At 68.2% G+C, this 24,713-nt stretch carries 24 protein-coding genes; 13 read left to right on the top strand and 11 right to left on the bottom strand.

Translation table 11 applies throughout. The features are described from left to right. Positions 1–54 precede the first annotated feature (54 nt). From deoC to AADV74_RS07390, 7 genes are all read left to right on the top strand, one after another. Positions 55–1,059, top strand: a complete 1,005-nt coding sequence (deoC, locus tag AADV74_RS07420) for a deoxyribose-phosphate aldolase (RefSeq protein WP_342112814.1) — start codon at positions 55–57, stop codon at positions 1,057–1,059. Between the two features lie 10 nt (positions 1,060–1,069). After that, positions 1,070–2,563, top strand: coding sequence for an aldehyde dehydrogenase family protein (locus tag AADV74_RS07415; protein WP_342112813.1), 1,494 nt, complete (start codon positions 1,070–1,072; stop codon positions 2,561–2,563). Beyond that, positions 2,560–3,420: an aldehyde dehydrogenase family protein gene (locus AADV74_RS07410; RefSeq protein ID WP_342112812.1), complete on the top strand. Its 861-nt coding sequence runs from the start codon at positions 2,560–2,562 to the stop codon at positions 3,418–3,420. The genes AADV74_RS07415 and AADV74_RS07410 overlap by 4 nt, the downstream gene beginning before the upstream one ends. A 132-nt stretch (positions 3,421–3,552) precedes the next feature. Next, positions 3,553–3,786 carry a hypothetical protein gene (locus AADV74_RS07405; protein WP_342112811.1) on the top strand — a complete coding sequence of 78 codons (234 nt, stop codon included), beginning with the start codon at positions 3,553–3,555 and terminating at the stop codon, positions 3,784–3,786. Continuing rightward, a complete protein-coding gene (locus AADV74_RS07400) occupies positions 3,783–5,282 on the top strand; it encodes an SDR family oxidoreductase (protein ID WP_342112810.1) in 1,500 nt (499 codons plus the stop codon). The genes AADV74_RS07405 and AADV74_RS07400 overlap by 4 nt, the downstream gene beginning before the upstream one ends. After that, positions 5,279–5,836 (top strand): SRPBCC domain-containing protein, encoded by a 558-nt coding sequence (locus AADV74_RS07395; protein ID WP_342112809.1) that lies wholly within the window; start codon positions 5,279–5,281, stop codon positions 5,834–5,836. Before AADV74_RS07400 ends, AADV74_RS07395 begins: the two co-directional genes overlap by 4 nt. A gap of 272 nt (positions 5,837–6,108) precedes the next feature. Next, positions 6,109–7,023 carry a glycerophosphodiester phosphodiesterase gene (locus tag AADV74_RS07390; protein WP_342113114.1) on the top strand — a complete coding sequence of 305 codons (915 nt, stop codon included), beginning with the start codon at positions 6,109–6,111 and terminating at the stop codon, positions 7,021–7,023. 6 nt (positions 7,024–7,029) lie between these two features. On the opposite strand, the gene AADV74_RS07385 is transcribed toward AADV74_RS07390, so the two are convergent. Beyond that, the gene (locus AADV74_RS07385; RefSeq protein ID WP_342112808.1) at positions 7,030–7,353 is read right to left on the bottom strand and encodes a metal-sensitive transcriptional regulator; all 324 of its coding nucleotides are present in this window, start codon (positions 7,351–7,353) and stop codon (positions 7,030–7,032) included. Between the two features lie 265 nt (positions 7,354–7,618). Between AADV74_RS07385 and AADV74_RS07380 the strand changes: the two genes are divergently transcribed. The 5 genes from AADV74_RS07380 (at position 7,619) to AADV74_RS07360 (ending at position 13,035) form a co-directional block, all read left to right on the top strand. After that, complete coding sequence (locus AADV74_RS07380; protein WP_342112807.1) at positions 7,619–9,745, top strand: DEAD/DEAH box helicase; 2,127 nt, start codon at positions 7,619–7,621, stop codon at positions 9,743–9,745. A 101-nt stretch (positions 9,746–9,846) separates the two neighbouring features. Beyond that, a complete protein-coding gene (locus AADV74_RS07375) occupies positions 9,847–10,878 on the top strand; it encodes a 6-phosphofructokinase (protein WP_342112806.1) in 1,032 nt (343 codons plus the stop codon). A 37-nt stretch (positions 10,879–10,915) separates the two neighbouring features. Beyond that, positions 10,916–11,386 carry an 8-oxo-dGTP diphosphatase gene (locus AADV74_RS07370; protein WP_342112805.1) on the top strand — a complete coding sequence of 157 codons (471 nt, stop codon included), beginning with the start codon at positions 10,916–10,918 and terminating at the stop codon, positions 11,384–11,386. A 135-nt stretch (positions 11,387–11,521) separates the two neighbouring features. Next, positions 11,522–12,706 (top strand): inorganic phosphate transporter, encoded by a 1,185-nt coding sequence (locus AADV74_RS07365; RefSeq protein ID WP_342112804.1) that lies wholly within the window; start codon positions 11,522–11,524, stop codon positions 12,704–12,706. After that, positions 12,703–13,035 (top strand): peptidase, encoded by a 333-nt coding sequence (locus AADV74_RS07360; RefSeq protein WP_342112803.1) that lies wholly within the window; start codon positions 12,703–12,705, stop codon positions 13,033–13,035. The genes AADV74_RS07365 and AADV74_RS07360 overlap by 4 nt, the downstream gene beginning before the upstream one ends. A 7-nt stretch (positions 13,036–13,042) precedes the next feature. Here the strand turns inward: AADV74_RS07360 and AADV74_RS07355 are convergent, their stop codons facing one another. Next, a complete protein-coding gene (locus AADV74_RS07355) occupies positions 13,043–14,323 on the bottom strand; it encodes a uracil-xanthine permease family protein (RefSeq protein ID WP_342112802.1) in 1,281 nt (426 codons plus the stop codon). 131 nt (positions 14,324–14,454) lie between these two features. Here AADV74_RS07355 and AADV74_RS07350 point away from each other — a divergent pair, with 131 nt between their 5' ends. After that, a complete protein-coding gene (locus tag AADV74_RS07350) occupies positions 14,455–15,909 on the top strand; it encodes an NCS2 family permease (RefSeq protein WP_342112801.1) in 1,455 nt (484 codons plus the stop codon). A 208-nt stretch (positions 15,910–16,117) separates the two neighbouring features. On the opposite strand, the gene AADV74_RS07345 is transcribed toward AADV74_RS07350, so the two are convergent. From AADV74_RS07345 to AADV74_RS07305, 9 genes are all read right to left on the bottom strand, one after another. Then, a complete protein-coding gene (locus AADV74_RS07345; RefSeq protein WP_342112800.1) occupies positions 16,118–17,596 on the bottom strand; it encodes an HNH endonuclease signature motif containing protein in 1,479 nt (492 codons plus the stop codon). A gap of 111 nt (positions 17,597–17,707) precedes the next feature. Then, the gene (locus tag AADV74_RS07340) at positions 17,708–18,712 is read right to left on the bottom strand and encodes an NAD(P)-dependent alcohol dehydrogenase (protein ID WP_342112799.1); all 1,005 of its coding nucleotides are present in this window, start codon (positions 18,710–18,712) and stop codon (positions 17,708–17,710) included. Then, positions 18,709–18,936 carry a helix-turn-helix transcriptional regulator gene (locus AADV74_RS07335; protein ID WP_342112798.1) on the bottom strand — a complete coding sequence of 76 codons (228 nt, stop codon included), beginning with the start codon at positions 18,934–18,936 and terminating at the stop codon, positions 18,709–18,711. The genes AADV74_RS07340 and AADV74_RS07335 overlap by 4 nt, the downstream gene beginning before the upstream one ends. Then, complete coding sequence (locus AADV74_RS07330) at positions 18,930–19,361, bottom strand: hypothetical protein (RefSeq protein ID WP_342112797.1); 432 nt, start codon at positions 19,359–19,361, stop codon at positions 18,930–18,932. Before AADV74_RS07330 ends, AADV74_RS07335 begins: the two co-directional genes overlap by 7 nt. Positions 19,362–19,498: 137 nt before the next feature. Then, positions 19,499–20,275, bottom strand: coding sequence for a FadR/GntR family transcriptional regulator (locus tag AADV74_RS07325; RefSeq protein WP_342112796.1), 777 nt, complete (start codon positions 20,273–20,275; stop codon positions 19,499–19,501). A 21-nt stretch (positions 20,276–20,296) separates the two neighbouring features. After that, the gene (locus AADV74_RS07320) at positions 20,297–21,088 is read right to left on the bottom strand and encodes a 3-oxoacyl-ACP reductase (protein WP_167756819.1); all 792 of its coding nucleotides are present in this window, start codon (positions 21,086–21,088) and stop codon (positions 20,297–20,299) included. Between the two features lie 9 nt (positions 21,089–21,097). Continuing rightward, positions 21,098–22,453: an aldehyde dehydrogenase family protein gene (locus AADV74_RS07315; protein WP_342112795.1), complete on the bottom strand. Its 1,356-nt coding sequence runs from the start codon at positions 22,451–22,453 to the stop codon at positions 21,098–21,100. Then, a complete protein-coding gene (locus tag AADV74_RS07310) occupies positions 22,450–23,241 on the bottom strand; it encodes a gamma-glutamyl-gamma-aminobutyrate hydrolase family protein (RefSeq protein ID WP_342112794.1) in 792 nt (263 codons plus the stop codon). The genes AADV74_RS07315 and AADV74_RS07310 overlap by 4 nt, the downstream gene beginning before the upstream one ends. A gap of 4 nt (positions 23,242–23,245) precedes the next feature. Further along, positions 23,246–24,613, bottom strand: coding sequence for a glutamine synthetase family protein (locus AADV74_RS07305; protein ID WP_342112793.1), 1,368 nt, complete (start codon positions 24,611–24,613; stop codon positions 23,246–23,248). Between the last annotated feature and the right edge of the window lie 100 nt (positions 24,614–24,713).

Here is a 24,713-nt window from a genome sequence, read left to right as displayed (position 1 = left end):
CACCCCGAGCATCCACGTACTCAGAGCACCGACGTACAACAGGCAAGGAACACCATGACCGGAACCCAGATCGTCCAGAGGGAGCAGGCGCTCTCCGTGATCGGCGGCGAAGCCACCGACGCCAACCTGCGCCGCTTCCTGCACGGAATCCCCGGAGTCGACGCCGTCGGCCTCGAGCAGCGCGCTGCCGGCCTCGGCACCCGCTCCATCAAGACCACCTCGAAGAAGTGGGCCCTCGACAGGATCATCGAGCTCATCGACCTGACCACCCTCGAGGGTGCAGACACCCGCGGCAAGGTGCGCTCGCTCGTCGCGAAGGCGCTCACACCGGACCCGAGCGACCTGAGCACCCCCCGCGTCGCCGCCGTCTGCGTCTACGGAGACATGGTTCCCCACGCTGTCGAGGCCCTCGGCTCGGCTCATGGAGACCCGGATGCCGGTGGCATCTCGGTCGCCGCCGTCGCCACGGCATTCCCCAGCGGGCGGTCCTCCCGCTCGATCAAGCTCGAGGACACGTCCGACGCCGTGTCGGCGGGCGCGGACGAGATCGACATGGTCATCGACCGCGGCGCGTTCCTCATGGGCCGCTACGGCGAGGTCTACGACGAGATCGTGGCCGTCAAGGAGGCGTGCCGCCGTGCCGACGGCAGCTACGCCCACCTCAAGGTCATCCTCGAGACCGGCGAGCTCAACACCTACGACAACGTGCGCCGGGCGTCCTGGCTCGCCATCCTCGCCGGCGGCGACTTCATCAAGACCTCGACGGGCAAGGTGGCCCCGGCCGCGACTCTCCCCGTGACCCTGTCGATGCTCGAGGTGGTGCGCGACTGGCACAAGCTCACCGGTCAGAGGATCGGCGTGAAGCCCGCCGGCGGCATCCGCACGTCCAAAGACGCCATCAAGTACCTCGTGACAGTGGCGGAGACCGTAGGGGAGGAGTGGCTCACGCCGCACCTGTTCCGCTTCGGAGCCTCGAGCCTGCTCAACGACGTGCTGCTGCAGCGCCAGAAGATGACGACAGGCCACTACTCCGGCCCCGACTACGTGACGATCGATTAAGGCAAGAGACATGACATTCCTCGATTACGCCCCGGCGCCCGAATCCCGCGCCGTCCTCAACCTCCGCAGCGACTACGGCCTGTTCATCGACGGCGAGTGGCGAGCTGGAAACGGCACCCCGTTCCAGACCATCTCCCCGGCGACCGAAGAGCACATCGCCACCATCGCGACGGCATCGGAGACGGACGTCGACGCCGCCGTCGCCGCAGCGCGCCGCGCCCACTCCAAGGTGTGGTCGCGCATGTCGGGCAGCGACCGCGGCAAGTACCTGTTCCGCATCGCCCGACTCGTGCAGGAGCGCGCCCGTGAGCTCGCCGTGGCCGAGTCGCTCGACAACGGCAAGCCGATCAAGGAGAGCCGCGACGTCGACGTGCCGCTGGTGGCCGCGTGGTTCTTCTACTACGCCGGCTGGGCAGACAAGCTCGACCACGCCGGTCTCGGCGCCAACCCCGCCTCGCTCGGTGTCGCAGCCCAGGTCATCCCGTGGAACTTCCCGCTGCTCATGCTCGCGTGGAAGATCGCCCCGGCGTTGGCCGCAGGCAACACCGTCGTGCTGAAGCCGGCGGAGACCACTCCGCTCACAGCGCTGCTGTTCGCCGAGATCGTGCAGCAGGCCGACCTGCCGCCCGGAGTCGTCAACATCATCACCGGCGCCGGTGACACCGGTGCCGCTCTGGTCGCGCATCCGGATGTCGACAAGGTCGCCTTCACTGGGTCGACCGCCGTGGGTCGCGCCATCGCCAAGCAGGTCGCCGGCACCTCCAAGAAGCTCACGCTCGAGCTGGGGGGCAAGGCCGCGAACATCGTCTTCGACGACGCCCCCATCGACCAGGCGGTCGAGGGCATCGTCAACGGCATCTTCTTCAACCAGGGCCACGTCTGCTGCGCAGGCAGCCGTCTGCTCGTGCAGGAGTCGATCCACGACGAGGTCGTCGACCGCCTCAAGGACCGCCTGTCGACACTGCGCCTCGGCGACCCGCTCGACAAGAACACCGACATCGGCGCCATCAACTCGCGCGAGCAGCTGGAGCGCATCCGCGAGCTCAGCGACATCGGCGTCGAGGAGGGCGCCGAGCGCTGGCAGGCCGACTGCGCCATCCCCGAGAACGGATTCTGGTACGCGCCGACGATCTTCACGAACGTCTCCACCAGCCACCGCATCGCCCGCGATGAGATCTTCGGACCCGTGCTCTCGGTTCTCACCTTCCGCACCCCGGCCGAGGCCATCGCAAAGGCCAACAACACGCCGTACGGCCTCTCGGCTGGCATCTGGAGCGACAAGGGCAGCCGCATCCTCGCGGTGGCCGACAAGCTGCGCGCCGGTGTGGTGTGGGCCAACACCTTCAACCGCTTCGACCCCGCGTCGCCGTTCGGCGGCTACAAGGAGTCCGGCTACGGCCGCGAGGGCGGTCGCCACGGCCTCGCGGCATACCTCAAGCCAGCGTCGTCGGCTGCCGCCGTGACCTCACGATCCGCCGCCATCACCAAGGGAGCCGCGAAATGACCCGCCTGGCCGTGCCGAAGACCTACAAGCTCTACATCGGCGGAAAGTTCCCGCGCAGCGAGTCGGGTCGCGTCTACGAGATCGTGAGTGCGAAGGGCGCCTTCCTCGCGAACGCCGCCCAGGCCTCGCGCAAGGACGCCCGCGATGCCGTCGTGGCCGCCCGCGCCGCTGTCGGCGGCTGGTCGGGACAGACCTCGTACAACCGCGGCCAGGTGCTCTACCGCATCGCCGAGCTGCTCGAGGGCCGTCGCGCCCAGTTCATCGCCGAGATCGTCGACGCCGAGGGCGTCACGACGGCAGCGGCCACCGCACAGGTCGACACGGCGATCGACCGTTGGGTCTGGTACGCGGGCTGGGCGGACAAGTACGCCCAGGTCGCCGGCAACGGCAACCCCGTCGCCGGCCCGTACTTCAACATCTCCGTTCCCGAGCCCACGGGAGTCGTCGCGATCATCGCGCCGCAGGACTCGTCGCTGCTCGGCCTGGTCTCCGCGGTCGCCCCGGCGCTCGTCGCGGGGAACACCGTCGTCGTGGTCGCCAGCGAGAAGCTGCCGCTCTCCGCGATCAGCCTCTCCGAGGTGCTCGCCACCAGCGACGTTCCCGGGGGAGTGGTGAACATCCTCACCGGGTCGCCGGCCGAGATCGCGCCGTGGCTCGCCAGCCACGCCGACGTGAACGCGCTCGACCTCGTCGGTGCCGGTGACCTCGAGTGGATCGACCTGCAGATCTCGGCTGCAGACACCCTGAAGCGGGTGCTCCAGCCCGAGAACGGTTCGGATGCCGCTGCTCCGTCGCTCGAGCGCATCACGGCGTTCACCGAGACCAAGACCGTCTGGCACACGAAGGGCCTGATCTAGCAGAAGCGTCCTCGGGTCGTGCTTCCGCCGTGCGCTTCGGGCGCGGACTTCGTCCGGCCCTCAGCGAACGGCTCTCTCGCCGCACCCCCGAACGGGGTTCACGTTCGGGGGTTCTGCGCTTAAGCTCGAATCATGTCCAACGGAGGAACAGATGCCCGCGGTCGCCTCGAGAGCGACCCGTTCGACTATCGCGTCACGAGCGGTGGCCAGGTCCTGGTCGCCCGCGGCGGCCGCACCGTCGTCACCGTGAGCGGAGCGTCGGCTACCAGACTCGTCACGTCGCTGGCGTCGGCCGATGAACGATCAGCGCAGCTGCTGCTCGCCAAGGCCACCGGCAACTACAAGCGCGGCAACGAGCGTCGGTGACGAACGCCGCGTCACGACTCGCGGTCGTCACGGGGGCCACCGGCTACATCGGCGGTCGCCTCGTCCCGCGCCTCATCGAGGCGGGTTTCAGGGTGCGTGTCGTCGTGCGCAACCCCGACCGGCTCTCCGACGTCCCGTGGTCCGAGCAGGTCGAGCTCGTCACGGGCGACCTGACGGATGCAGCGACGGCCCGTGCGGCATCCGAGGGGGCCGACGTCCTCTACTACCTCGTTCATTCCATGGGAGGTGGTGGCGGAGACTTCGAGGCGCGGGAACGCGCCATTGCCACGACTCTGGCCGATGCGGCGTTCGCGGCGGGTGTCGGACGCATCGTCTACCTCGGCGGTCTGCATCCCGACGGCGTTCCGCTCTCGAAGCACCTGCGGTCGCGGGTCGAGGTCGGCCGCATCCTCATCGGATCGGGGGTGCCGTCGATCGTGCTGCAGGCCGGGGTCGTGATCGGATCGGGCTCGACCTCCTTCGAGATGATCCGCCATCTCACCGAGGTGCTGCCCTACATGCCGGCGCCGAAATGGGTGCGCAACTTCATCCAGCCGATCGCGGTGCGCGACGTGCTGCACTACCTGATCGAGGCGGCATCCGTCGACGCCCGCGTCAACCGCACCTTCGACATCGGCGGGCCCGACGTGCTGCGCTACGGCCAGATGATGAACGGCTACGCCCTCGAGTCCGGCCTGCGTCAGCGGCCCATCGCGGCGCTCCCGGTCCTCACTCCCTGGCTGGCCTCGCAGTGGGTGAACCTGGTCACGCCCATCCCGCGTTCGCTCGCCGTGCCCATCATCGAGTCGCTGCAGGTCGACTGCGTCGTGCGCGAGCACGACATCGACGCCGTCATCCCGCCGCCCGCTGAGGGGCTGACTGGCTACAGGCGGGCCGTTCGCCTGGCCCTGCAGCGCGAACGCGACGGAGAGGTCGAGACCAGCTGGCGCGACTCCGCGGTCGAGGGCGCGCCGAGCGACCCGTTGCCGAGCGATCCCGACTGGGCGGGCACCCTCGTCTACACGGACGTGCGCGAGCGGCGCACTGCTGCAGCGCCCGCCGATCTGTGGAGGGTCATCGAGGGGGTCGGCGGCAAGAACGGCTGGTACTCGTTCCCGCTCGCCTGGGCGATCCGTGGCTGGATGGACTGGCTCGTCGGGGGAGTGGGGCTGCGCCGTGGACGTCGCGATGCCGGCACCCTGAACACCGGCGACGCCCTCGACTTCTGGCGGGTGGAGCGGATCGAACGCGGGCACCTGCTGCGCCTGCGCGCCGAGATGCGCCTGCCGGGCAGGGCCTGGCTCGAGATGTCGGCCGAGCCCGCTGACGGCGGCGGATCGGTGTACCGCCAGCGCGCCATCTACTTCCCCAAGGGATTGACCGGTCGCCTGTACTGGTGGGCCGTCTGGCCGTTCCACGGCGTCATCTTCTCCGGCATGACCAACCGCATCACGGAGGCGGCACTCGGGCCGAGGTCCGAGAGGAGACCGACATGAGCGGGCGGCACCTGCCCGAGCCTGCACGCGCTGAAGACGGCGCCGTCGCCTCCCTGGGCTCAGTCGAGAGGATCGACGAGGACTGGCGCATCAGCTTCGTGCGTGACTACGGTCATCCGGTCGGCGCGGTCTGGTCCATGCTCACGGATCCAGCACTCACCCGGCTGTGGTGGGCAGACGCGAGGATCGAGCCGCGGGTCGGCGGACGTTTCGACCTGCGCTGGCTCAACTCTCCCGAGGCCGGAACCTGGTGGCCGGGAGCCGTGACCGTGTGGGAACCCGAGCAGGTTCTCGAATTCACCAACTCCGAGCACGGCCTGCTGCGCTGGGAGCTCCAGGCCACGGATGCCGGCACGCGGCTGAGGTTCATCGACCTGATCCGCCCGGAGGAGGAGCGCTTCGTCGCCATGTCGCTCGCAGGCTGGCACCTGCACCTCGACCACCTCGCCGAGGCCCTCGACGGCACGGGCCAGGACTGGGACGCCTGGCTCGAGCGCTGGCTGCCCACCTGGCAGGAGCGCCACGCGGAGTACGTCGCCCGCGTCGTCCGCTGAGCGCTGGACCGGACCCGCGGACCCGACCCGCTCGCTGCGGCCCGGGCGAAGCCCGCGGCCGAAGCGAACCCGGCGCCTTTGCCGCGAGTGCTTCGGGCGGTCGCTGCGCTCGGCCCTCTGCGAGCGGGTGGTGTGAATGCGTCGCACCCCCGAATTGGGGCGTGAACTGCGGTGAACGACGGGTAACGAAACGGTAACGAATGGGTTAGGGTCGATCCACCTGCACGGCGCAACGAGGCGCTCGGCAGCCGGAAGGACCCGATCCGTTGACCGTGCACCCCCGCCGCGACCCGAACGCGCGTCGCGGAATCCGCTCTGCCGCCCACTGGTTCCGTCTTCTCTCCCTCTCAGCAGTCCTGGGGCTCGCACTCGTCGTGGCGGTCGTCCCATCGGTGAGTGGCGTCTATGCAGCCGACGTCTTCGGTGGCCTCCGGGCCCCGGGGCAGGCGGCCTTCATCGCCGGTCATCGGGGCGATCGCTCGGTCGCACCCGAGAACACCATGCCGGCCTTCGAAGCCGCCTTCGCCAATCCGGCTCTCGCCTTCGTCGAGACCGACGTGCAGCTCACGAACGACGGCGTGCCCGTGCTGTTCCACGACACCACCCTCGAGCGCGTGACCGGGAAGAAGGGGAGCGTCGGCGACCACACGCTGAAGCAGCTGCAGAGGATGGATGCCGGATCGTTCTTCGCCCGGGAGTACGCGGGCACCCGCATCCCGACCCTCGAGGCCTTCCTCGACGCGCTCGCGAAGACGGAGAAGTCCGCGCTCATCGAGCTGAAGGCGATCTGGAACGCCGATGAGGTGCGCACAGTGATCGACCTGATCGAGAGCCGGCCGTTGGCTGGGCGCATCATGCTCGAGTCGTTCAGCCTCGAGACCCTCGCCAACATCCAGCTCGTCGCACCGCAGTATCCGCGCCTCATGCTCGCTCGCGAACTCCCGGCCGACCCCGTGCCGATGGCGCGCAAGTTCGGCGTGCTCGCCATCGCGACGACGGCGAAGTCGGTTGCGGCGCAGCCCGAGGCCGTGACGCGCATGCACGGAGCCGACCTCGGGGTGCTGTGCTACACGCTCAATTCCGATGACACCTGGGCTGAGGCCAGTGCTCTCGGTGTCGACGGCATCATCACCGACGTGCCGAGTGAGCTCGACGCCTGGTTCGCCTCGACGGCCCGCGGAACCTGAGCGAAGTCAGGCGGTCGCGGTGCCCTCTCCGGTGACGGATGCGGCATCGGCGGCAGCCGATCGCGCCTGCAGTTCGAAGATCGAGAGCAGCTCGCCGATGGCGGCCTCACGCTGTTCTCCGCCGGCGTCGAACATGTCGGTGACGTGGGTGCGCAGGTGGTTCTCGACGATGAGCTTGTTGAGCGAGCCGAGCGACTTCTGGATCGACAGCGACAGCGTGAGGATGTCGACGCAGTAGTCCTCGTTCTCGATCATCTTCTCGAGTCCGCGCAACTGGCCCTCGAGGATGCGGGTGCGATGCAGGGCACGCTTCTTGATGTCGTCGATCACCCGATCAGGCTACTTCGGAAAGCCCGCCGGATGCTCCTCCTCGACACCGGCGGACGCGTCAGCGGCGACGCGCGGCATCCGAGATGCCCATGCCTGCGCCGATCGGCGTAGAATAAACGCGCGTCGACGAACCCCGTCACCGTCTCGACCGCGTATCAGCGCGTTGCTTGAGTCCGGGTTCCTCACGCAGGCGTTCCTCAGCCGGCAGCAGGCTCCTTCGAGCAGGCAGGCCTGATGACGAGAACCTGACACCACGGAAGGACACATGCCCGATCAGCGAACGACGCGCACCCGAACGAGGTCGCGCGACGACGACGCCCCGATCATCCCCATCCTCGCCCGCAAGGTGCGCGAGGTCGAGGCGAAGGCTCAGGGCGGCAAGCTCGGACCGACGAACCGCACCAAGTACCAGGTGATCGCGCTGCTCATGCGCGAGGAGCGCGCCCGCGTCAAGGCAGACAAGGAGCTCAACGAGACCGCCAGAGCCGAGCTGCTCAAACGCCTCGATGGCATCGCGCAGATCCTCGCGAAGACCGCCGCGCGCGACACCAGCCTGATCACCCTGTTGGAACCGGATGCCGGTGTCTCCACCGTCGCGCAGCGCTTCCGCCGCGACTGGCTCCTCGAATCCGGAGCCGAGCTCAGCCCCGACGAGCTCATCATCACCCGCGAGGCCGAGGTCAAGCCCGTTCCCGCAGCGAACCAGGTCATCCCGCAGTCCGTGAAGGCGCGTCAGCTCGCCAACCCGTTCCTCGCCCCAGACTTCTCGCGCCAGACCGCCCCGGCCGTCCCGGTGCGACGCCTCGCGAACTGGGAGCTCCTCGGGCCGCTGTTCAAGTCGTTCGAGTACGGCTCGGGCGGCCAGGCCGCCACGATGGAGCTGCCCGAGGCCCCGAAGATCGATCGTCTGTCGCCGCGCGGCATGGAGATCATGAAGCACCAGGCACGCTTCGTGGAGAGCGTGCGCCAGGGCCACCGCACCTTCCTGCTCGCCGACGAGCCCGGACTCGGCAAGACGGCGCAGAGCGTGCTGGCGGCATCCGTCGCCGATGCCTATCCGCTGCTCGCCGTCGTTCCCAACGTCGTGAAGATGAACTGGGCCCGCGAGGTGGAGCGCTGGACGCCGCACCGCCGCGCCACAGTCATCCACGGCGACGGCCAGACCCTCGATGCATTCGCCGACGTCGTCGTGGTCAACTACGACGTGCTCGACCGCCACATGGCATGGCTGACCACGCTCGGCTTCAAGGGCATGGTCGTCGACGAGGCGCACTTCATCAAGAACCTGCAGTCGCAGCGTTCGAAGAACGTTCTGGCGCTCGCGCAGCACATCCGCCAGAAGGCGCCGGGAGGCGAAGCGCTGCTGCTCGCCCTCACCGGTACCCCCCTCATCAACGACGTCGACGACTTCCGGGCCATCTGGCAGTTCCTCGGCTGGATCGACGGCGACAAGCCGGCGCCCAAGCTCATGCAGAAGCTCGAGGAGACGGGGCTCACGCCAGCCGACTTCGGGTTCTACGCTGATGCCCGTGCCGCCGTCATCGACATGGGCATCGTGCGCCGCCGCAAGGTGGACGTCGCGGCCGACCTGCCGGCCAAGCGCATCGCCGATCTCCCCGTCGAGCTCGACGACGACCTGGGTCGCAGCATCCGTCAGGCGGAACGCGAACTCGGCTACCGACTGCGCGACAGGTTCGACGCCCTGCTCCGCACGCGCGAGCTGTCGCGCGGACAGCTCGACGACGACCAGTACGACTCGTTCGTGCGTGCAGTCGCCACGGCGGAGCTCGAGGAGTCGAAGTCGGCCAAGAATGGCGAGAACGTCTTCACGATGGTGCGCAAGATCGGCCAGGCGAAGGCCGCGCTGGCCGCGGACTACGCCGCCCAGCTCGCGCGCTCCGTCGGCAAGGTGGTCTTCTTCGCGAAGCACATCGACGTCATGGACACGGCAGAGGACATCCTCGCGAAGGCGGACCTCAAGACCGTCTCCCTGCGCGGAGACCAGACGGCGCTCGCCCGCCAGGCTGCCATCGACGCGTTCAACAACGATCCGGAGGTTGCGGTCGCCGTCTGCTCGCTCACAGCGGCAGGCGTCGGCGTCAACCTCCAGGCGGCGTCGAACGTCGTGCTCGCCGAGCTCAGCTGGACAGCAGCCGAGCAGACCCAGGCGATCGACCGCGTGCACCGCATCGGTCAGGACGAGCCCGTCACGGCCTGGCGCATCATCGCGGCGCACACCATCGACTCCAAGATCGCCGAGCTCATCGACGCGAAGCAGGGCCTCGCAGCCCGAGCACTCGACGGGTCGGACCAGGAGATCGTGAGTGCGGACTCGGTGCAGCTCGACGCCCTGCAGCACCTGCTGCGTCAGGCGCTCGACGGCACCCTGTAGGTTTCGCGCTGCAGACGACGGCACAGATAGACTCCGGAGCGACACCCTCGCCCCGATGAAGCGGCGTCTGCAACGTTTGATTCAAGGAGCCTCAGAGAGCTATGAAGATCGGGATTCTGACGAGCGGGGGCGACTGCCCCGGCCTGAACGCCGTCATCCGCGGTGCCGTCCTGCGGGGAGTCATCTCGCACGAAGCCGAGTTCGTCGGCTTCCGCTGGGGTTGGCGCGGAGTCGTCCAGGGCGACATCGTCCCCCTTCCCCGCCAGGAGGTGCGCGGTCTCTCCCGTCAGGGCGGAACCATCCTGCACTCCTCGCGCACGAACCCCTTCGAGGGTGACGGCGGCGGCCCCGAGAACATCCAGCGGATGCTCGACGCCAACGGCATCGACGCCATCATCGCGATCGGCGGCGAGGGCACCCTCACGGCGGCCCGTCGCCTCGTCGACGAGGGTGGCATCAAGGTCGTCGGCGTTCCGAAGACCATCGACAACGATCTCGCCTCCACCGACTACTCCTTCGGCTTCGACACGGCCGTCGAGATCGCGACCGAGGCCATCGACCGCCTCCGCACCACGGCGGACTCGCACGGTCGCTGCATGATCGTCGAGGTCATGGGACGCCACGTCGGCTGGATCGCCCTGCACTCCGGCATGGCGGGCGGCGCCCACGCCATCCTCGTGCCGGAGCAGCCGCAGTCCATCGAGCAGATCTGCGAGTGGGTCGAGAGCGTGCGCGATCGCGGACGCGCGCCCGTCATCGTCGTCGCCGAGGGCTTCCGCCTCAGCGACATGGAATCGTCGCACTCGCACAAGGGCCTCGACGCGTTCAACCGCCCGCGTCTCGGCGGCATCGCCGAGATCCTCGCGCCCATGATCGAGGAGCGCACGGGCATCGAGTCGCGCGCGACCGTTCTCGGCCACATCCAGCGTGGCGGTGCCCCGTCGGCCTACGACCGCGTTCTCGCCACCCGCCTCGGCATGGCCGCGGTGGATGCCGTGCACGACGAGGCCTGGGGCGAGATGGTGACGCTGCGCGGCACCGACATCGCGCGCGTCTCGATCCACGAGGCCACCGGCGCCCTGAACGTCGTCCCGCCGTCGCGGTACGACGAGGCCGCCGTCCTCTTCGGTTGATTCCACCCACTCGCCTGACTCCCTGATTCGACTGAGCGTGCTGCCCCAGGTCTGCGTCTGCTACCTCCTGCTCACCGATGCCGCCGGTGTCACGCGCGTGCTCCTCGGGCGCAAGAAGCTCGGACTCGGCCAAGGCAAGTACGTCGGCCCGGGCGGCAAGCTGGAGCCGGGGGAGACGGCGGCCGAGGCCATCGCCCGGGAGGTGCTCGAGGAGGTCGGACTGGTCGTCGATCCGGACTCTCTCGAGCAGAGGGGCCTGCTCAGCTACCACTTCCCGTACCGCGAGGCCTGGAGCCAGGAGTCGACGGTCTTCGTGTGCAGATCGTGGTCGGGTGAGCCGGCGGCATCCGATGAGCTCGATCCGGAATGGTTCGATCTCGACGACGTTCCGCTCGATCTGATGTGGGATGACGCACGCTTCTGGCTGCCGGGCGTGCTCGCTGGCGGGACCGTGCGACGCAGCTTCACCTTCGGTCCCGATCTGTCCTCAGTGGTCGGCGAGAGCTGACGGTCGCTCAGGTTGACCTCGGCGCGCGAGGATGCGAGCATCGTCGTGGGTATCGCGCTCATGATCGACACAACCGCGAAGCGGTGAACGTCCGGTGAAATCTTCATCGGGTCTCCTCCTGAAAGAAAGACGCCGGTGGATCTCACCCTGATCGTCGTGCTGGTCATCGTGCTGGCCCTGTTCTTCGATTTCACCAACGGATTCCACGACACCGCGAATGCGATGGCGACGCCGATCGCCACGGGTGCCATGAAGCCGAAGGTGGCCGTCGGCCTCGCGGCGATCCTCAATCTGGTCGGTGCCTTCCTGTCCACGGCTGTCGCCCTCACGATCTCGGGCGGCATCATCAAGGAGGGATCCGAGGGTGTGCTCATCACGCCGGAGCTCATCTTCGCCGGACTCATCGGTGCCATCGTCTGGAACATGGCGACCTGGCTGTTCGGTCTGCCGTCGAGCTCGAGCCACGCCCTGTTCGGCGGTCTCATCGGTGCTGCCGTCGTCGGTGCGTGGAGCCTCGAGCCCGTGGACTGGATCGTGCTGCTCGACAAGGTGATCATCCCGGCGTTGCTGGCCCCGGTGATCGCCGGCCTGGTCGCGTACACGGCCACGAAGCTCGCGTATCTCATCACCCGCCGCTACGACTCCCGCCCTGACGGGCGAGACGGCTTCAGGTACGGTCAGATCTTCTCCAGTTCCCTGGTCGCCCTCGCCCATGGCACGAACGACGCCCAGAAGACCATGGGAATCATCACGCTCACACTCATCGCCGCCGGCATCCAGACGGATACCGGCGTCATCGAGCCCTGGGTCATCATCGCCTGCGGACTGGCCATCGCGCTCGGAACGTACATGGGCGGCTGGCGCATCATCAAGACTCTCGGCACAGGCCTCACCGATGTGAAGCCGGCCCAGGGCTTCGCGGCCGAGACCAGTACTGCGACGACGATCCTCGCCTCCACCAACCTCGGCTTCGCGCTGTCGACGACGCAGGTGGCTTCCGGATCCGTGATCGGATCGGGCCTCGGTCGACGCGGCTCGACGGTGCGCTGGGCGACGGCCGGACGCATCGGCATCGGCTGGGTGCTGACTCTCCCGTCCGCGGCCGTCGTCGGTGGAATCGCCGCCGCCATCACCAAGCTCGGCACCATCGGCATCCTGATCGACACCGTCGTCGGTGTCGTCGTCATCGTCGGGATCTTCTGGCAGTCCCGTCGCAACGGTGCTGTGACTTCGAGCAATGTCACCAGCGAGGTCGCGGCATCCGGTGAGGCCGTCAGGATCAAACGCAACCCGAAGCCGATCAAGAAGGTGTCCCTGTGATCGACTGGTCGGCATTCCTCCTCGTCGCCGTAGCCTCGCTCGTCGTGACCGCCATCGTCGTGAGCGCGTACTCGTTCGGGCTTCGTCTGCTCGCGGCCTCGGGGCGCGCGCCGCTCGTGGAGCCGGCATCCTTCACCGATGCGATCACCGTCATCACGCCGGAGCAGTCGAAGGCCGCAGCCAAGCGTCAGAGGAAGGCCGCGAAGAAGAACCCGTTGTCCGACGGCCAGAAGCGCCTCGCACTCTGGGGTGCGTACGTGTGCTTCGCCATCGCCGGTATCGCGGTGCTCTACGGCATCTACCTGATCATCCCGTACTTCCACCACTAGGCACTGATCAGGCTGTTCCGCGCACCCGCGAGATGGCCTTCATCACGTGGTAGATCACGATGGCGGCGATGGTTCCGAGTGCGATTCCGTTGAAGGTGAAGGCGCCGGCGTGCAGCGTGAAGTCGGCGATGCCGATGATCAGCGCCACACCGGCCGTCATCTGGTTGATCGGGCGGGAGAAGTCGACCTTGTTGTCGACCCAGATCTTCACGCCGATGATGCCGATCAGGCCGTAGAGCGCCGTCGTGACTCCGCCGAGCACTCCCGCCGGGATGGTGTTGATGAGGGCGCCCATCTTCGGGGAGAGTCCGAGCAGCACGGCGAAGCCGCCCGCCACCCAGTAGGCGGCGGTGGAGTAGACGCGGGTCGCCGCCATCACGCCGATGTTCTCGCCGTAGGTCGTCGTGCCCGAGCCGCCGCCGAAGCCGGCCAGCATCGTCGACAGCCCGTCGGCGAGCAATGCCCGCCCGGTGTAGGCGTTGACCTTCGGGTCGCCTGTCATCTGTGCGACTCCGCGGATGTGGCCGACGTTCTCGGCGATGAGCACGAGCACCACGGGCAGGAACGCCGGGAGCACCCCGAAGGTCGCCGCGGCATCGGTGAAGGGATTCGCGGCCCAGCGGAAGTCGGGCAGGCCGATCCAGGCCGCATCCTCGAGTGCTGAGAAGTCGACCTGGCCGAAGGCGACGGCTGCGATGTAGCCGATCACCACGCCGATGAAGATGGACAGTCGGCCGAGCAGTCCACGGAACAGCACAGTGCAGAGCACGACGGCAGCCAGGGTGATGAGTGCCGTCCACGGTGCCTCGGTGAAGTTCGCCTTGGCGGCGGGTGCCAGGTTGAACCCGATGAGCGCGACGATCGCACCCGAGACGACGGGGGGCATCAGGGCGTCGATCCAGCCTGAGCCGGTGACGATCACGATTCCGCCGATGATCGCCAACAGGGCGCCGACGACCACGATGCCGAACAGGGCGCTGCCGGTGCCGGCCGTCGCCGTGGCCGCGACGATGGGGGCGATGAACGCGAACGAGGACCCGAGGTAGCTCGGAAGTCGGTTCTGCGTGATCAGCAGGAACAGGATCGTGCCGATGCCCGAGAAGAACAGCGTGGTCGATGGCGGGAAGCCCGTGAGGATCGGCACCAGGAAGGTGGCGCCGAACATCGCCACGACGTGCTGCATGCCGAGGCCGATGGTGCGGGGCCAACTCAGGCGCTCACCCGGCAGGACGACATCCGTCGGCCCCATCGTCGTGCCGTCACCGTGCAGGGTCCAGGGGAGGGCCATCTCGCTCCTTCGTCGTCGCCGCGGGCCTCGACAGGCCCGTTGCGATGCTACTGAACATCGGAGGGACGGATGCTGCAGCCGCTGCGGCGGCCACGTACACCGGCCGTGTGGATTCCCTCTAGGATCGGTCTGTGAATTCGAGCACCCAGACGGCTGAGCCGCAGACTGACAAGGGCGGCCTCAAGGGCCGTCTCGACTCCTACTTCCAGATCTCGGCCCGCGGCTCCAGTCTCGGCGGCGAGGTGCGCGGCGGTGTCGTGACCTTCGTCACGATGGCCTACATCGTGATCCTCAACCCGATCATCCTGTCGGGCAAGCCCGACGTGCTCGGCAACACCCTCGACTTCGGTCAGGTCGGCGCTGTCACGGCGCTCACCGCCGGCGTGATGACGATCCTGTTCGGACTCATCGCTCGTCTGCCGTTCGCCTTCGCTGCCGGGCTCGGCATCAACTCCTTCCTCGCCTTCAGCGTGGTCGGCGTGGTCACCTGGCCCGAGGCGATGGGCCTCGTGGTCATCAACGGACTCGTCATCGTGCTGCTGGCTGCCACGGGTCTGCGCCGTCTCATCTTCAACGCCGTGCCCTACGAGCTGAAGATCGCCATCACCGTCGGTATCGGTCTGTTCATCGCGTTCATCGGTCTGGTCGACGCGGGCATCGTCACCTCGACCGGAAACGCATCACCGCCCGTCGGCCTGGGCATCGGCGGTTCCATTGCCACGTGGCCCGCGATCGTCTTCGTGGTGACCCTGCTGCTCACGGGCGTTCTCATGGCTCGCAAGGTCAAGGGCGCCATTCTCATCGGTCTCGTCAGCGGAACGGTCCTCGCCGTCATCGTGGAGGCCATTGGTCACCTCGGCAGCGCCGTCACCAACCCGGGGATCGGGTGGGGGCTCTCGGTTCCGGTCATCCCGGGCAACTGGTTCGCCCTTCCCGACCTCAGCCTCGTCGGTGCCGTGAGCTTCGACTTCGGCAAGGTGGGCTTCCTCACCGTGCTGATGCTCGTCTTCACACTCGTCTTCACCAACTTCTTCGACGCCATGGGCACGATGACGGGCCTGTCGAAGGAGGCCGGACTCGCCGACGACAAGGGCAACTTCCCGCGGCTGCGGTCTGCGCTCATCGTCGAGGGTGTCGGCGCCGTCGCCGGTGGCTTCACCTCGAGTTCGTCGAACACCGTGTTCATCGAGTCGGGCTCCGGCATCAGCGAGGGCGCGCGTACGGGCTTCGCCAACATCGTGACGGGTCTGCTCTTCATCGCTGCGATGTTCTTCACGCCGATCGCCGCGATCGTTCCGCAGGAGGTCGCCGCGGCCGCTCTCGTCATCGTGGGTGCGCTCATGATGAGCCAGATCAGGGGCATCGACCTCAGCGAATTCTCGGTGCTGCTGCCGGTGTTCCTCACCGTCGTGATCATGCCGTTGACCTACTCGATCGCCAACGGCATCGGAGCCGGCTTCATCGCCTGGGTCATCGTGCGCTCGCTGTCCGGCAAGGCCAAGCAGATCAGTCCGCTGCTGTGGGTCGTGGCCCTCGGCTTCCTGATCTACTTCGCGCGCGGGCCCATCGAGGCGCTCTTCGCGTAGGCGGTCGCTGGGCCGCTGGGTGCGGCCCTGACGCGAGAAGCCCCTGCTCCTTCGGGAGCGGGGGCTTCTCGCGTCTCAGACGCCCGAGTCAGATGGGGTGAGCGGGCTCCGATGTGGTGCCGGGTGTGGGGCGCGCTTCGGGCGGTCGCTGCGCTCGGCCCTCAGCGAGCGGGGAGACGGGGTCCGCGGTCGAAGCGTGGGCGGAGTCCTACCCGGTGGCCGTGGCAGCGGGTTCGAGGGCGGCAGGGAGGGTGACGGGGTGGGTGATCTCGGCCATCGTTTTCGGTTTCATCAGCCGGGGCGTCTGGGTCGGGTCGATGATTGGCGGTGGGATCAGCCAGTACCGGTCGTGGTTGTCGCGGCTGATCTCCCAACCCTCGTTGTGGACGCGGAGGTGACCCCGGCGGCACAACAGGACACCGTCGGCGACGTCGGTGTTGCCGTGGTCGCGTTTCCAATGTTTGATGTGATGCACTTCGGTCCAGGAGGGTGGTCGGTCGCAGTCGGGTTCCAGACAACCGCCGTCGCGGAGGGTGATCGCGATGCGTTGCGTCCGAGTGAACAGTCGTTCGTCGCGGCCGAGGTTGAGCGGTTGCCCGGTCGCACTGAACAGCACGGGCAGGTAGCCGGCACACAACCCCCGTTCGATGGTCGCCAGGGACACAGCGCCGGGGTGACCCTCGAGGGCAGCGAACCCGGACCCGGTGCGCAGCGCCTGCTCGTTGACGACGACCCGCACCGACGGGGTCTCCGTATCGAGAAGGCGCATCGGGTCGACGGATGCGCCAGCCCTGACCAGCTGGACGAGTCCTTCGGCAGCGTCGCGTTCCCGGGCTGACCGCTCGACGAACGGATCCCGGACCGGTGCTGCACCGAAGGCACGCTTCTTCGGGTCGGGCTGCCGGCGTGGGTGGGTCAACTGGTCGTGGACGCTCTGCAGCAGGGCACCGTTCTCCGGGTCCAGGGCGTACTCACCCCGGTACATGCCGTCGGGGCCGATCCACTGCCGCCAGTACTGCTTGTTCCGCAGTGCAGCCTCCCGGACAGCGACCCCGGCGGTGTCGATGAGGTCTCGGGCTGCACGGGCGGCGTTGCGGGCTTCGGCCACGTGCACCCGGTGGGTGCCATCCGCCCCGAGCAGCTCGGTGAGCAGTGCAGCCAAGGCTGCTTCGAGGTCGTCGGCGGTGACCGCGTCGGTGATCTCGCCGAGACCGGCCTGGATCACATCGGCCACCGCCACGGTGAGCCGCCCCGCAGTGACCAGGACGGCCAGAGCGGCGTACCAGGGGGTCTCGACCGGCGGCACCACGGCGGCGAGGTCGGGGTCGGCGTCGCGGGCGGCGGACAGGTCGATGGCGGCATCCGTCACCGCGATCATCTCGCCCACCCGCGCCAGCGAGCGCGCTTCAGCCTTCGTCGACCCCGTCAGTGACACCAACAACGTGTCGGCGTCGGCGAACCCCGACCGGCGTGCCAGCGAGTCCAGCCCGTGCTCCGGTGTGGAGCGGCGAGCGATCTCCGCCGCCGCCAAGGCAGAGATGCGGTCGACCTCGTGCCGTGCAGTCGCCGAGGCCGCCTGGGTGGACAGCAACTCGTCATCGGCCAGCCCCGCGAACGTGGCCGCACACACCCCGGAAGACACCAGAGAGGCGGTCATTCCGGTGAGCAACAGAGCCGGAGCGGGCATGACTCAATTGTCTCAAAACCGAGAAATGCTCGCAAGTGTATTCGAAACGCATCTGCGAATCCAAGCCTGTGGAGGAGATCCGGCGCTAAGCAGTATCGTATATTTATTCGATCAATCCATCGTCACGATCACGGCGCCGCGCTTGCGGTGCGTGTCGACCCGGCGGTGAGCCTCTGCGATGCGCTCGAGTGGGTAGGTGCTGTCGATGACCGCTCGCAGCGCGCCGCTCTCGACGAGTTCGACGGTGATGGCAAGGTCGCCGGCCTGCGCGGTCGTCGGCCGCAGTCCGGTGAAGGCGATAGCGGCCCGCGTGCGTCCGAGATGGAGGCGGGAGCCGAGCGACGTCCAGGCCATCTGCAGCAGAAGCGCGAGCGTGGGGACCGTGCGCAGGTAGATGCCGTCGTCAGCGAGAACGGGGCGAGCGCGTCGGTACGAACTCGCACCGACGGCGTCGAAGATGACGTCGTAGCCGGGGACGGATTCGTTGCCGACGGATGCCGCCCACCAGTCGTCGCGCGTGTAGTCGATGACGCGATCCGCGCCCAGCGACCGCACCAGCTCGACGTTCGCCCCGCTGCAGACACCGGTGACGTGGGCGCCGAAGTGGACTCCCAGCTGCACCGCCATCGCCCCGACGCTGCCGGATGCTCCGATCACGAGAAGGCGCTGGCCCGAGCGGAGCCGCCCGGCATCGCGCAGGAACGCCAGCGCCGTGGCGTCGACGAGGGCGGCGGCCTCGGCATCCGTCACCCCGGATGGCTGCAGTGCAAGCGCGGCATCCGTGGGCAGGACGAGATGAGAGGCGTGCCCGCCCATCGTGGAACCCGTCACACCGAAGACCCGATCGCCCACGCGAAAGCGCGCTCTGTCGGCATCCCCGACCGCCACCACCTCGCCCGCGACGTCGGATCCGAGTACGGGGATCCGCGGATGCCGCAGCCCGAAGTAGAGCCGCGCGAAGGCCGGCGAGCCCGCTCGGGCGGCCGCATCAGCAGCACCCACAGTGGCCGCCCGCACGCGGATCACGACTTCACCGGGACCCGGCACCGGGGTCGCGGCATCCGTCACCTTTACGACGTCGGGCCCGCCGTAGCGGGAGTAGCGTGCCTGTTTCATGATGCATCTCCGGTCGGGTAGCTGAACACGTCGTCGAGGCGAACGCCGAGGGCCCCGGCGATCTGGAACGCCAGCTCGAGCGTGGGGGAGTAGCGCCCCTGCTCGATGGCGATCACGGTCTGGCGCGTCACTCCGATGCGTTCGGCGAGCTGCGCCTGGGTCATATCGCCAGCCTGGGCTCGCAGGGTGCGGATGCGGTTCGAGACCCGCGTCGGCTTCACCATGTCGGGTCGATTCCGCGTCGGTAGGCGACGAGCTTGATGACGGATCCGACCACCGCCGACAGCACGAAGCCGAGGTAGATGGCGTTCGCGATCCAGAAATATGGCTGCTCGAGGACCGCCAGCAGCAGAGCGACGAGGGAGCCGCCGATCACGAACCACGAGGCGCGGGCCTCGCCGAACCGGTTGATCTGGCGGTCGCGATCATCGGTCGAGTAGTCGTCGCTCGGGCTCAGGATCTCGACGACGATGCGTCCGACGATGGCTGCGACGATCGAGATGCCGAGCGAGATCAGGAACGGCACGACGTAGTCGACGTCGACCAGCGGCGCGCCATCGGCCTGGCCGAGGATGATCCAGACGTAGACGAGGTACGCCCCGGTGGAAACCAGGAGGTAGACCCAGACGCCCTTCTGCTCATAGGACATGGCTGCTCCGATGCTCGGGTAATGTAAAGAATGCTTTACATGGAGAAGCTAGGCCTCGGGTGCGGGCATGTCAAGAATTATTTACACCGGGTGCCGATGAACAGTGGATGCCGTGACACGACGCCTCGACGGCCCGCTCAGCCCAGGAACCCCCGCAGCAGCGCCTCGGACCCGGCGATGTGCTCTTCCATGGCCTGTCCTGCGGCATCCGGATGCCCGCGCAGAATCGCCTTCACGATGTCCTCGTGCTGCTGGTTGGAGTGCGCGATGTTGGCGGCGATGAGGGGGATGCGGTCGAGAAGCTCGTTGGTGCGCATGCGGACGTCGGCGATGAGCGGCACGAGGCTGGGGGAGCCGACGAGCTCGGCGATCAGCAGGTGCAGGCGCGAGTCGAGCCGGCGGTAGTCATCGGCGGAGCCCGCACTGCAGTCCTCGAGCGCCTGCCACAGCCGCTCGCGCTCGATCCCGGTCAGCTCGCCCGTCGCGGCCTGCCGTGCAGCGCCGACCTCGAGGATGCTGCGCAGCACGAGGGTGTCCTCGATCTCCGCCGGTGTCACGGCCGGTCGCTCGACGAGGGCGGCTGCACCGCCGACCGAGCCCGCCCGCATCACCGGGGTTCCTGTCGGCAGTTCGTCGACGACGAAGGTGCCCCCGTAGCGACCGCGCCGAGACACCACGTAGCCGGCATCGGCGAGGGCCCCGATAGCATCGCGCAGGGTGTCGCGGCTCACCGAGAGCATGGTGGCGAGTTCGCGTTCGGCCGGCAGCCGGCCGCCCGGTCCGATGAGCCCGAGCCTGATCGTCTGCAGCAGTCGCTGCACTGTCTCCTCGAAGGCGTTGACGACCTTGCCGGGGCGCAGCAGAAGCTCGGCGCTCAGATCGCCGGCCGCATCCGTTCCCCCCGTGTCGGTCATCGTTCCAGCCTAGATCGCCCCTCAGAGCGGCGTGACGTAGGCCGAGCTGATGCCGCCGTCGACGAGGAAGGTCGAGCCGGTGATGAACGACGAGTCGTCGCTGGCGAGGAAGGCGACGGCCGCGGCGAGCTCCTCTGGCTCCGCGAAGCGCCCGACCGGGATGTGCACGAGCCGACGCTGGGCGCGCTCGGGGTCCTTCGCGAACAGTTCCTGCAGCAGCGGCGTGTTCACGGGGCCGGGGCAGAGCGCGTTCACCCTGATGCCCTGGCGCGCGAACTGCACGCCGAGCTCGCGGCTCATGGCGAGCACGCCGCCCTTCGAGGCCGTGTACGAGATCTGAGAGGTGGCCGAGCCCAGCACCGCGACGAAGGAGGCCGTGTTGATGATCGATCCGCGCTGCTGCTTCACCATGTGGCGCAGGGCCGCCCGCGAGCACAGGTAGACGCTCTTCAGGTTCACATCCTGCACCTTCTGCCAGGCGGGCAGCTCGGTGGTCTCGATCGAGTCGTCGTCGGGCGGCGAGATGCCGGCGTTGTTGAACGCGATGTCGACCGAGCCGTAGGTCGACGCCGCCGTGTCGAACAAGTTGTCGACCTGCGCCTCGTCGGTCACATCCGTCGGGACGAAGAGTCCGTCGACGGATGCCGCCATCTCGGCGCCCGGCGAGCCCGGAAGGTCGCCGATCACGACGCGGGCGCCTTCAGCGGCGAAGCGCCGAACCGTGGCGAGGCCGATGCCGCTGGCCCCTCCCGTGACGACGGCGACCTTGCCGGCGAGGCGCTGGGTGAGGTCGATGCGGGTGATGTCTGCCATGTGTGCTCCTTAGTCGACGGCGATGAAGACGTTCTTGGTCTCGGTGAAGGCGAGCGGGGCGTCAGGTCCGAGCTCCCGCCCGAGGCCCGACTGCTTGAAGCCGCCGAACGGGGTCGTGTAGCGCACCGAGGAGTGCGAGTTCACGGAGAGGTTGCCCGACTCGACTCCGCGCGACACCCGCAGGGCGCGGCCCACGTCTCGGGTCCAGATCGACCCCGACAGCCCGTACTCGGTGTCGTTCGCGAGGGTGAGGGCGTCGGCCTCGTCGTCGAACGGCAGCACCGTCACGACGGGCCCGAAGATCTCCTCGCGCACACGGCGGTCGTCTCGCGGCGGCGTGAGCACTGTCGGCGCGAACCAGAAGCCGGGTCCGTCAGGAGCCGATCCGCGGAAGGCCACGTCGCGGTCATCCGGAACATACGCGCTCACGGCATCGAAGTGCGGCCTCGAGACAAGCGGCCCCATCTCGGTGGCTTCCAGCAACGGGTCACCCACGACGACTCCCTGCACGGCCGGTTCGAGGAGTTCCATGAAGCGCTCGTACACACTCCGCTGCACCAGGATGCGGCTGCGTGCACAGCAGTCCTGTCCTGCGTTCTCGAACACCCCGTATGGTGCCGTGGCCGCGGCCTTCTCGATGTCCGCGTCGGCGAACACGATGTTCGCGCTCTTGCCCCCGAGCTCGAGGGTGACCCGCTTCACCTGGTCGGCGCACCCGGCCATGATCTGCTTGCCCACGACGGTGGACCCCGTGAAGACCACCTTGCGCACGGCCGGATGCGACACGAAGCGCTGGCCGACGACCGATCCGCGGCCGGGAAGGACCTGGAACAGGCCGTCGGGCAGTCCAGACTGCGTGGCCAGCTCTGCCAGACGGATGCTGGTCAGCGGCGTCCACTCGGCAGGCTTCAACAGCACCGCATTGCCGGCGGCGAGGGCCGGCGCGAAGCCCCAGGCGGCGATGGTCATCGGGAAGTTCCACGGCGTGATGACACCGACGACGCCGAGGGGTTCGTTGAACGTCATGTCGATGCCGCCGGCCACCGGGATCTGCCGGCCGAACAGGCGCTCGGGAGAGGCGGAGTAGTACTCGAGCACGTCGCGCACGTGCCCTGCCTCCCAGCGTGCCTGGCCGATCGGGTGGCCGGAGTTGCACACCTCGAGCTGCGCCAGTCTCTCGAGATCGCCGTCGACGGCCTCGGCGAAGCGGCGGAGCGCCTCCGCCCGGTCGGCCGGCGCGCGCGAGGCCCACTCGCGTTGAGCTGTCGTCGCGCGAACGACGGCAGCATCGACATCCTCGCCGCTCGAGTGCTCGATGGTCGTGATGACGCTCTCGTCGGCGGGATTGATGAGCGTGGAGTTCATGCGTGCTCCTGGATGCTGGTGGTCGGCCCGGTGCCGCTGGAATTCCTGACGCGCCCGCGAGCCGCCTCGACCAGCCCGGCGAACAGCCGACGGTCCTCGCTGTTCTCCTCCGGGTGCCACTGCACGGCGACTCCGAACGGAACCGATGGCAGCTCGACAGCCTCGATCACGCCGTCCTCGCTGCGCGCGGTGACGACGAGGCCGTCGGCCACGACGTCGATCGCCTGGTGGTGGTAGACGTGGGCCGGATGCCGCTCGCCGACGAGGGCCGCGACTCTCGACCCGGCGACCGTCGCCACCTCGATGGACCCGAACTCCGCCGGACCCGGCTGGTACTTCTCGCTGCCGATCACGTCGGGCAGGTGCTGCACGAGAGTGCCGCCGAGGCTGGCGTTGAGCATCTGGGCGCCGCGGCAGATGCCGAGGAACGGCAGCTCGGTCTCGATCGCGGCGAGCAGGAGGGCGTCCTCCCACGTGTCGCGATCGATGCGCGGCACGCCGGTGCGATCGTGCGGCTGCTGGCCGTAGCGCGCGGGGTCGACGTCGGCACCGCCGGCGATGATCAGGCCGTCGAGGCCGCCGAGCACGGCGCGCGCCGTCGAGGGCGAGACGGGCTGAGGGGGGAGCAGCACGGCGATGCCCCCGGCATCCGTCACAGCATCGATGTAGACCTTGGGGAGGAAGGCCGCTCGCACGTCCCAGACGCCGGTCTGCGCCTGCTCGAGGTACGTGGTGATGCCGATCACCGGAGTCGCGGCGGGTGGGTCGGCGGAGGTGGTGTCGCCCACGCTCTCAGAGTCGCTCGAAGCCACGGACCCGTTCCCAATCCGTGACGGCCGCGTCGTAGGCGGCCAGCTCGACGCGGGCATTGTTGAGGTAGTGCTCGACCACCTCGTCGCCGAAGGCCGCCCGTGCGATCGCGGAGCCCTCGAACAGCTCGGCGGCCTCGCGCAGAGTGGTCGGCACCCTGTCGGCCCCGCCCGTGTAGGCGTTGCCGACGGCGGCATCCTCGAGCTCCAGCTCGTTCTCGATGCCGTGCAGGCCGGCGGCGATGAGCGCGGCGACCGCGAGGTACTGGTTCACGTCGCCGCCGGGCACTCGGTTCTCGACGCGCATGCCGAGTCCGTGCCCGACGACGCGCAGCGAGCAGGTGCGGTTGTCGAGTCCCCACGCCACGGCGGTCGGGGCGAAGCTGCCGTCGACGTAACGCTTGTAGGAGTTGATGTTGGGCGCGAAGAACAGGGTGAGCTCGCGCATCGCCGCGAGCTGGCCGGCGAGGAACTGCCGGAACATCGTCGACATGCCGTGTTCGGCATCCTCGTCGGCGAAGACGGCCCTGCCCTCCTCGTCGCGCAGCGAGATGTGGATGTGGCAGCTGTTGCCCTCCCGCTCGTTGAACTTCGCCATGAACGTCAGGCTCTTGCCGTGGGCGTCGGCGATCTCCTTCGCCCCGTTCTTGTAGATGGAGTGGTTGTCGCAGGTGACGAGGGCGTGCGCGTAGCGGAACGCGATCTCCTGCTGGCCGAGGTTGCACTCGCCCTTCACGCCTTCGCAGTACATGCCGGCGCCGTCCATCGAGTTGCGGATGTCGCGCAGCAGCGGCTCCATACGCGTCGAGGCGAGCAGCGCGTAATCGATGTTGTAGTCGCTGGCCGGTGCAAGGTCGCGATAGCCCTTCTTCCAGGCCTCGCGGAAGCTGTCGTCGAAGACGATGAACTCCAGCTCGGTGCCGACGAAGGGCACGAGGCCGCGCTCGGCGAGGCGCTCCAGCTGCGCCTGCAGGATCTGGCGGGGCGAGGCGACGACCGGGGAGCCGTCGAGCCACTGCAGGTCGGCCGTGACCATCACGGCACCGGGCAGCCACGGCGCTCGCCGCAGGGTGTCGAAGTCGGGGATCATCGCCATGTCGCCGTAGCCGCGCTCCCAGCTCGACATGGAGTAGCCGGCGACGGTGTTCATCTCCACGTCCACGGCGAGCAGGTAGTTGCAGCACTCCGCGCCGTGCTCGGCGACGTCCTCGAGGAAGAGCCGCGCCGAGACGCGCTTGCCGATGAGACGGCCCTGCATGTCGGTGAAGGCCACGATCACGGTGTCGACGGCTCCGGATGCCACCTCTTCGGTGAGCTCCTCGATCGTCAGGTTTCCGGACCTCGGTGTCATGGAACTCTCCTTGCGGCCGAACGAATGGTGCGCTTTCCGACCATTACATCACAGGGTGCGACCAGCGGCGAGGTGGTTTCCCGGCATCCGTCGGTCGAAA

This window comes from Leifsonia stereocauli (assembly GCF_038432415.1).
Lineage (GTDB): Bacteria > Actinomycetota > Actinomycetes > Actinomycetales > Microbacteriaceae > Orlajensenia > Orlajensenia stereocauli.
Note: the sequence above shows the minus strand (reverse complement) of the source record. Positions and strands in the feature narration are given on the sequence as shown.

Coding starts and splice junctions, on each gene's coding strand:
- deoC (WP_342112814.1), top strand. CDS start 55: ATGACCGGAACCCAGATCGTCCAGAGGGAGCAGGCGCTCTCCGTGATC.
- AADV74_RS07415 (WP_342112813.1), top strand. CDS start 1,070: ATGACATTCCTCGATTACGCCCCGGCGCCCGAATCCCGCGCCGTCCTC.
- AADV74_RS07410 (WP_342112812.1), top strand. CDS start 2,560: ATGACCCGCCTGGCCGTGCCGAAGACCTACAAGCTCTACATCGGCGGA.
- AADV74_RS07405 (WP_342112811.1), top strand. CDS start 3,553: ATGTCCAACGGAGGAACAGATGCCCGCGGTCGCCTCGAGAGCGACCCG.
- AADV74_RS07395 (WP_342112809.1), top strand. CDS start 5,279: ATGAGCGGGCGGCACCTGCCCGAGCCTGCACGCGCTGAAGACGGCGCC.
- AADV74_RS07380 (WP_342112807.1), top strand. CDS start 7,619: ATGCCCGATCAGCGAACGACGCGCACCCGAACGAGGTCGCGCGACGAC.
- AADV74_RS07375 (WP_342112806.1), top strand. CDS start 9,847: ATGAAGATCGGGATTCTGACGAGCGGGGGCGACTGCCCCGGCCTGAAC.
- AADV74_RS07355 (WP_342112802.1), bottom strand. CDS start 14,323: ATGGCCCTCCCCTGGACCCTGCACGGTGACGGCACGACGATGGGGCCG.
- AADV74_RS07345 (WP_342112800.1), bottom strand. CDS start 17,596: ATGCCCGCTCCGGCTCTGTTGCTCACCGGAATGACCGCCTCTCTGGTG.
- AADV74_RS07340 (WP_342112799.1), bottom strand. CDS start 18,712: ATGAAACAGGCACGCTACTCCCGCTACGGCGGGCCCGACGTCGTAAAG.
- AADV74_RS07335 (WP_342112798.1), bottom strand. CDS start 18,936: ATGGTGAAGCCGACGCGGGTCTCGAACCGCATCCGCACCCTGCGAGCC.
- AADV74_RS07330 (WP_342112797.1), bottom strand. CDS start 19,361: ATGTCCTATGAGCAGAAGGGCGTCTGGGTCTACCTCCTGGTTTCCACC.
- AADV74_RS07325 (WP_342112796.1), bottom strand. CDS start 20,275: ATGACCGACACGGGGGGAACGGATGCGGCCGGCGATCTGAGCGCCGAG.
- AADV74_RS07320 (WP_167756819.1), bottom strand. CDS start 21,088: ATGGCAGACATCACCCGCATCGACCTCACCCAGCGCCTCGCCGGCAAG.
- AADV74_RS07315 (WP_342112795.1), bottom strand. CDS start 22,453: ATGAACTCCACGCTCATCAATCCCGCCGACGAGAGCGTCATCACGACC.
- AADV74_RS07305 (WP_342112793.1), bottom strand. CDS start 24,613: ATGACACCGAGGTCCGGAAACCTGACGATCGAGGAGCTCACCGAAGAG.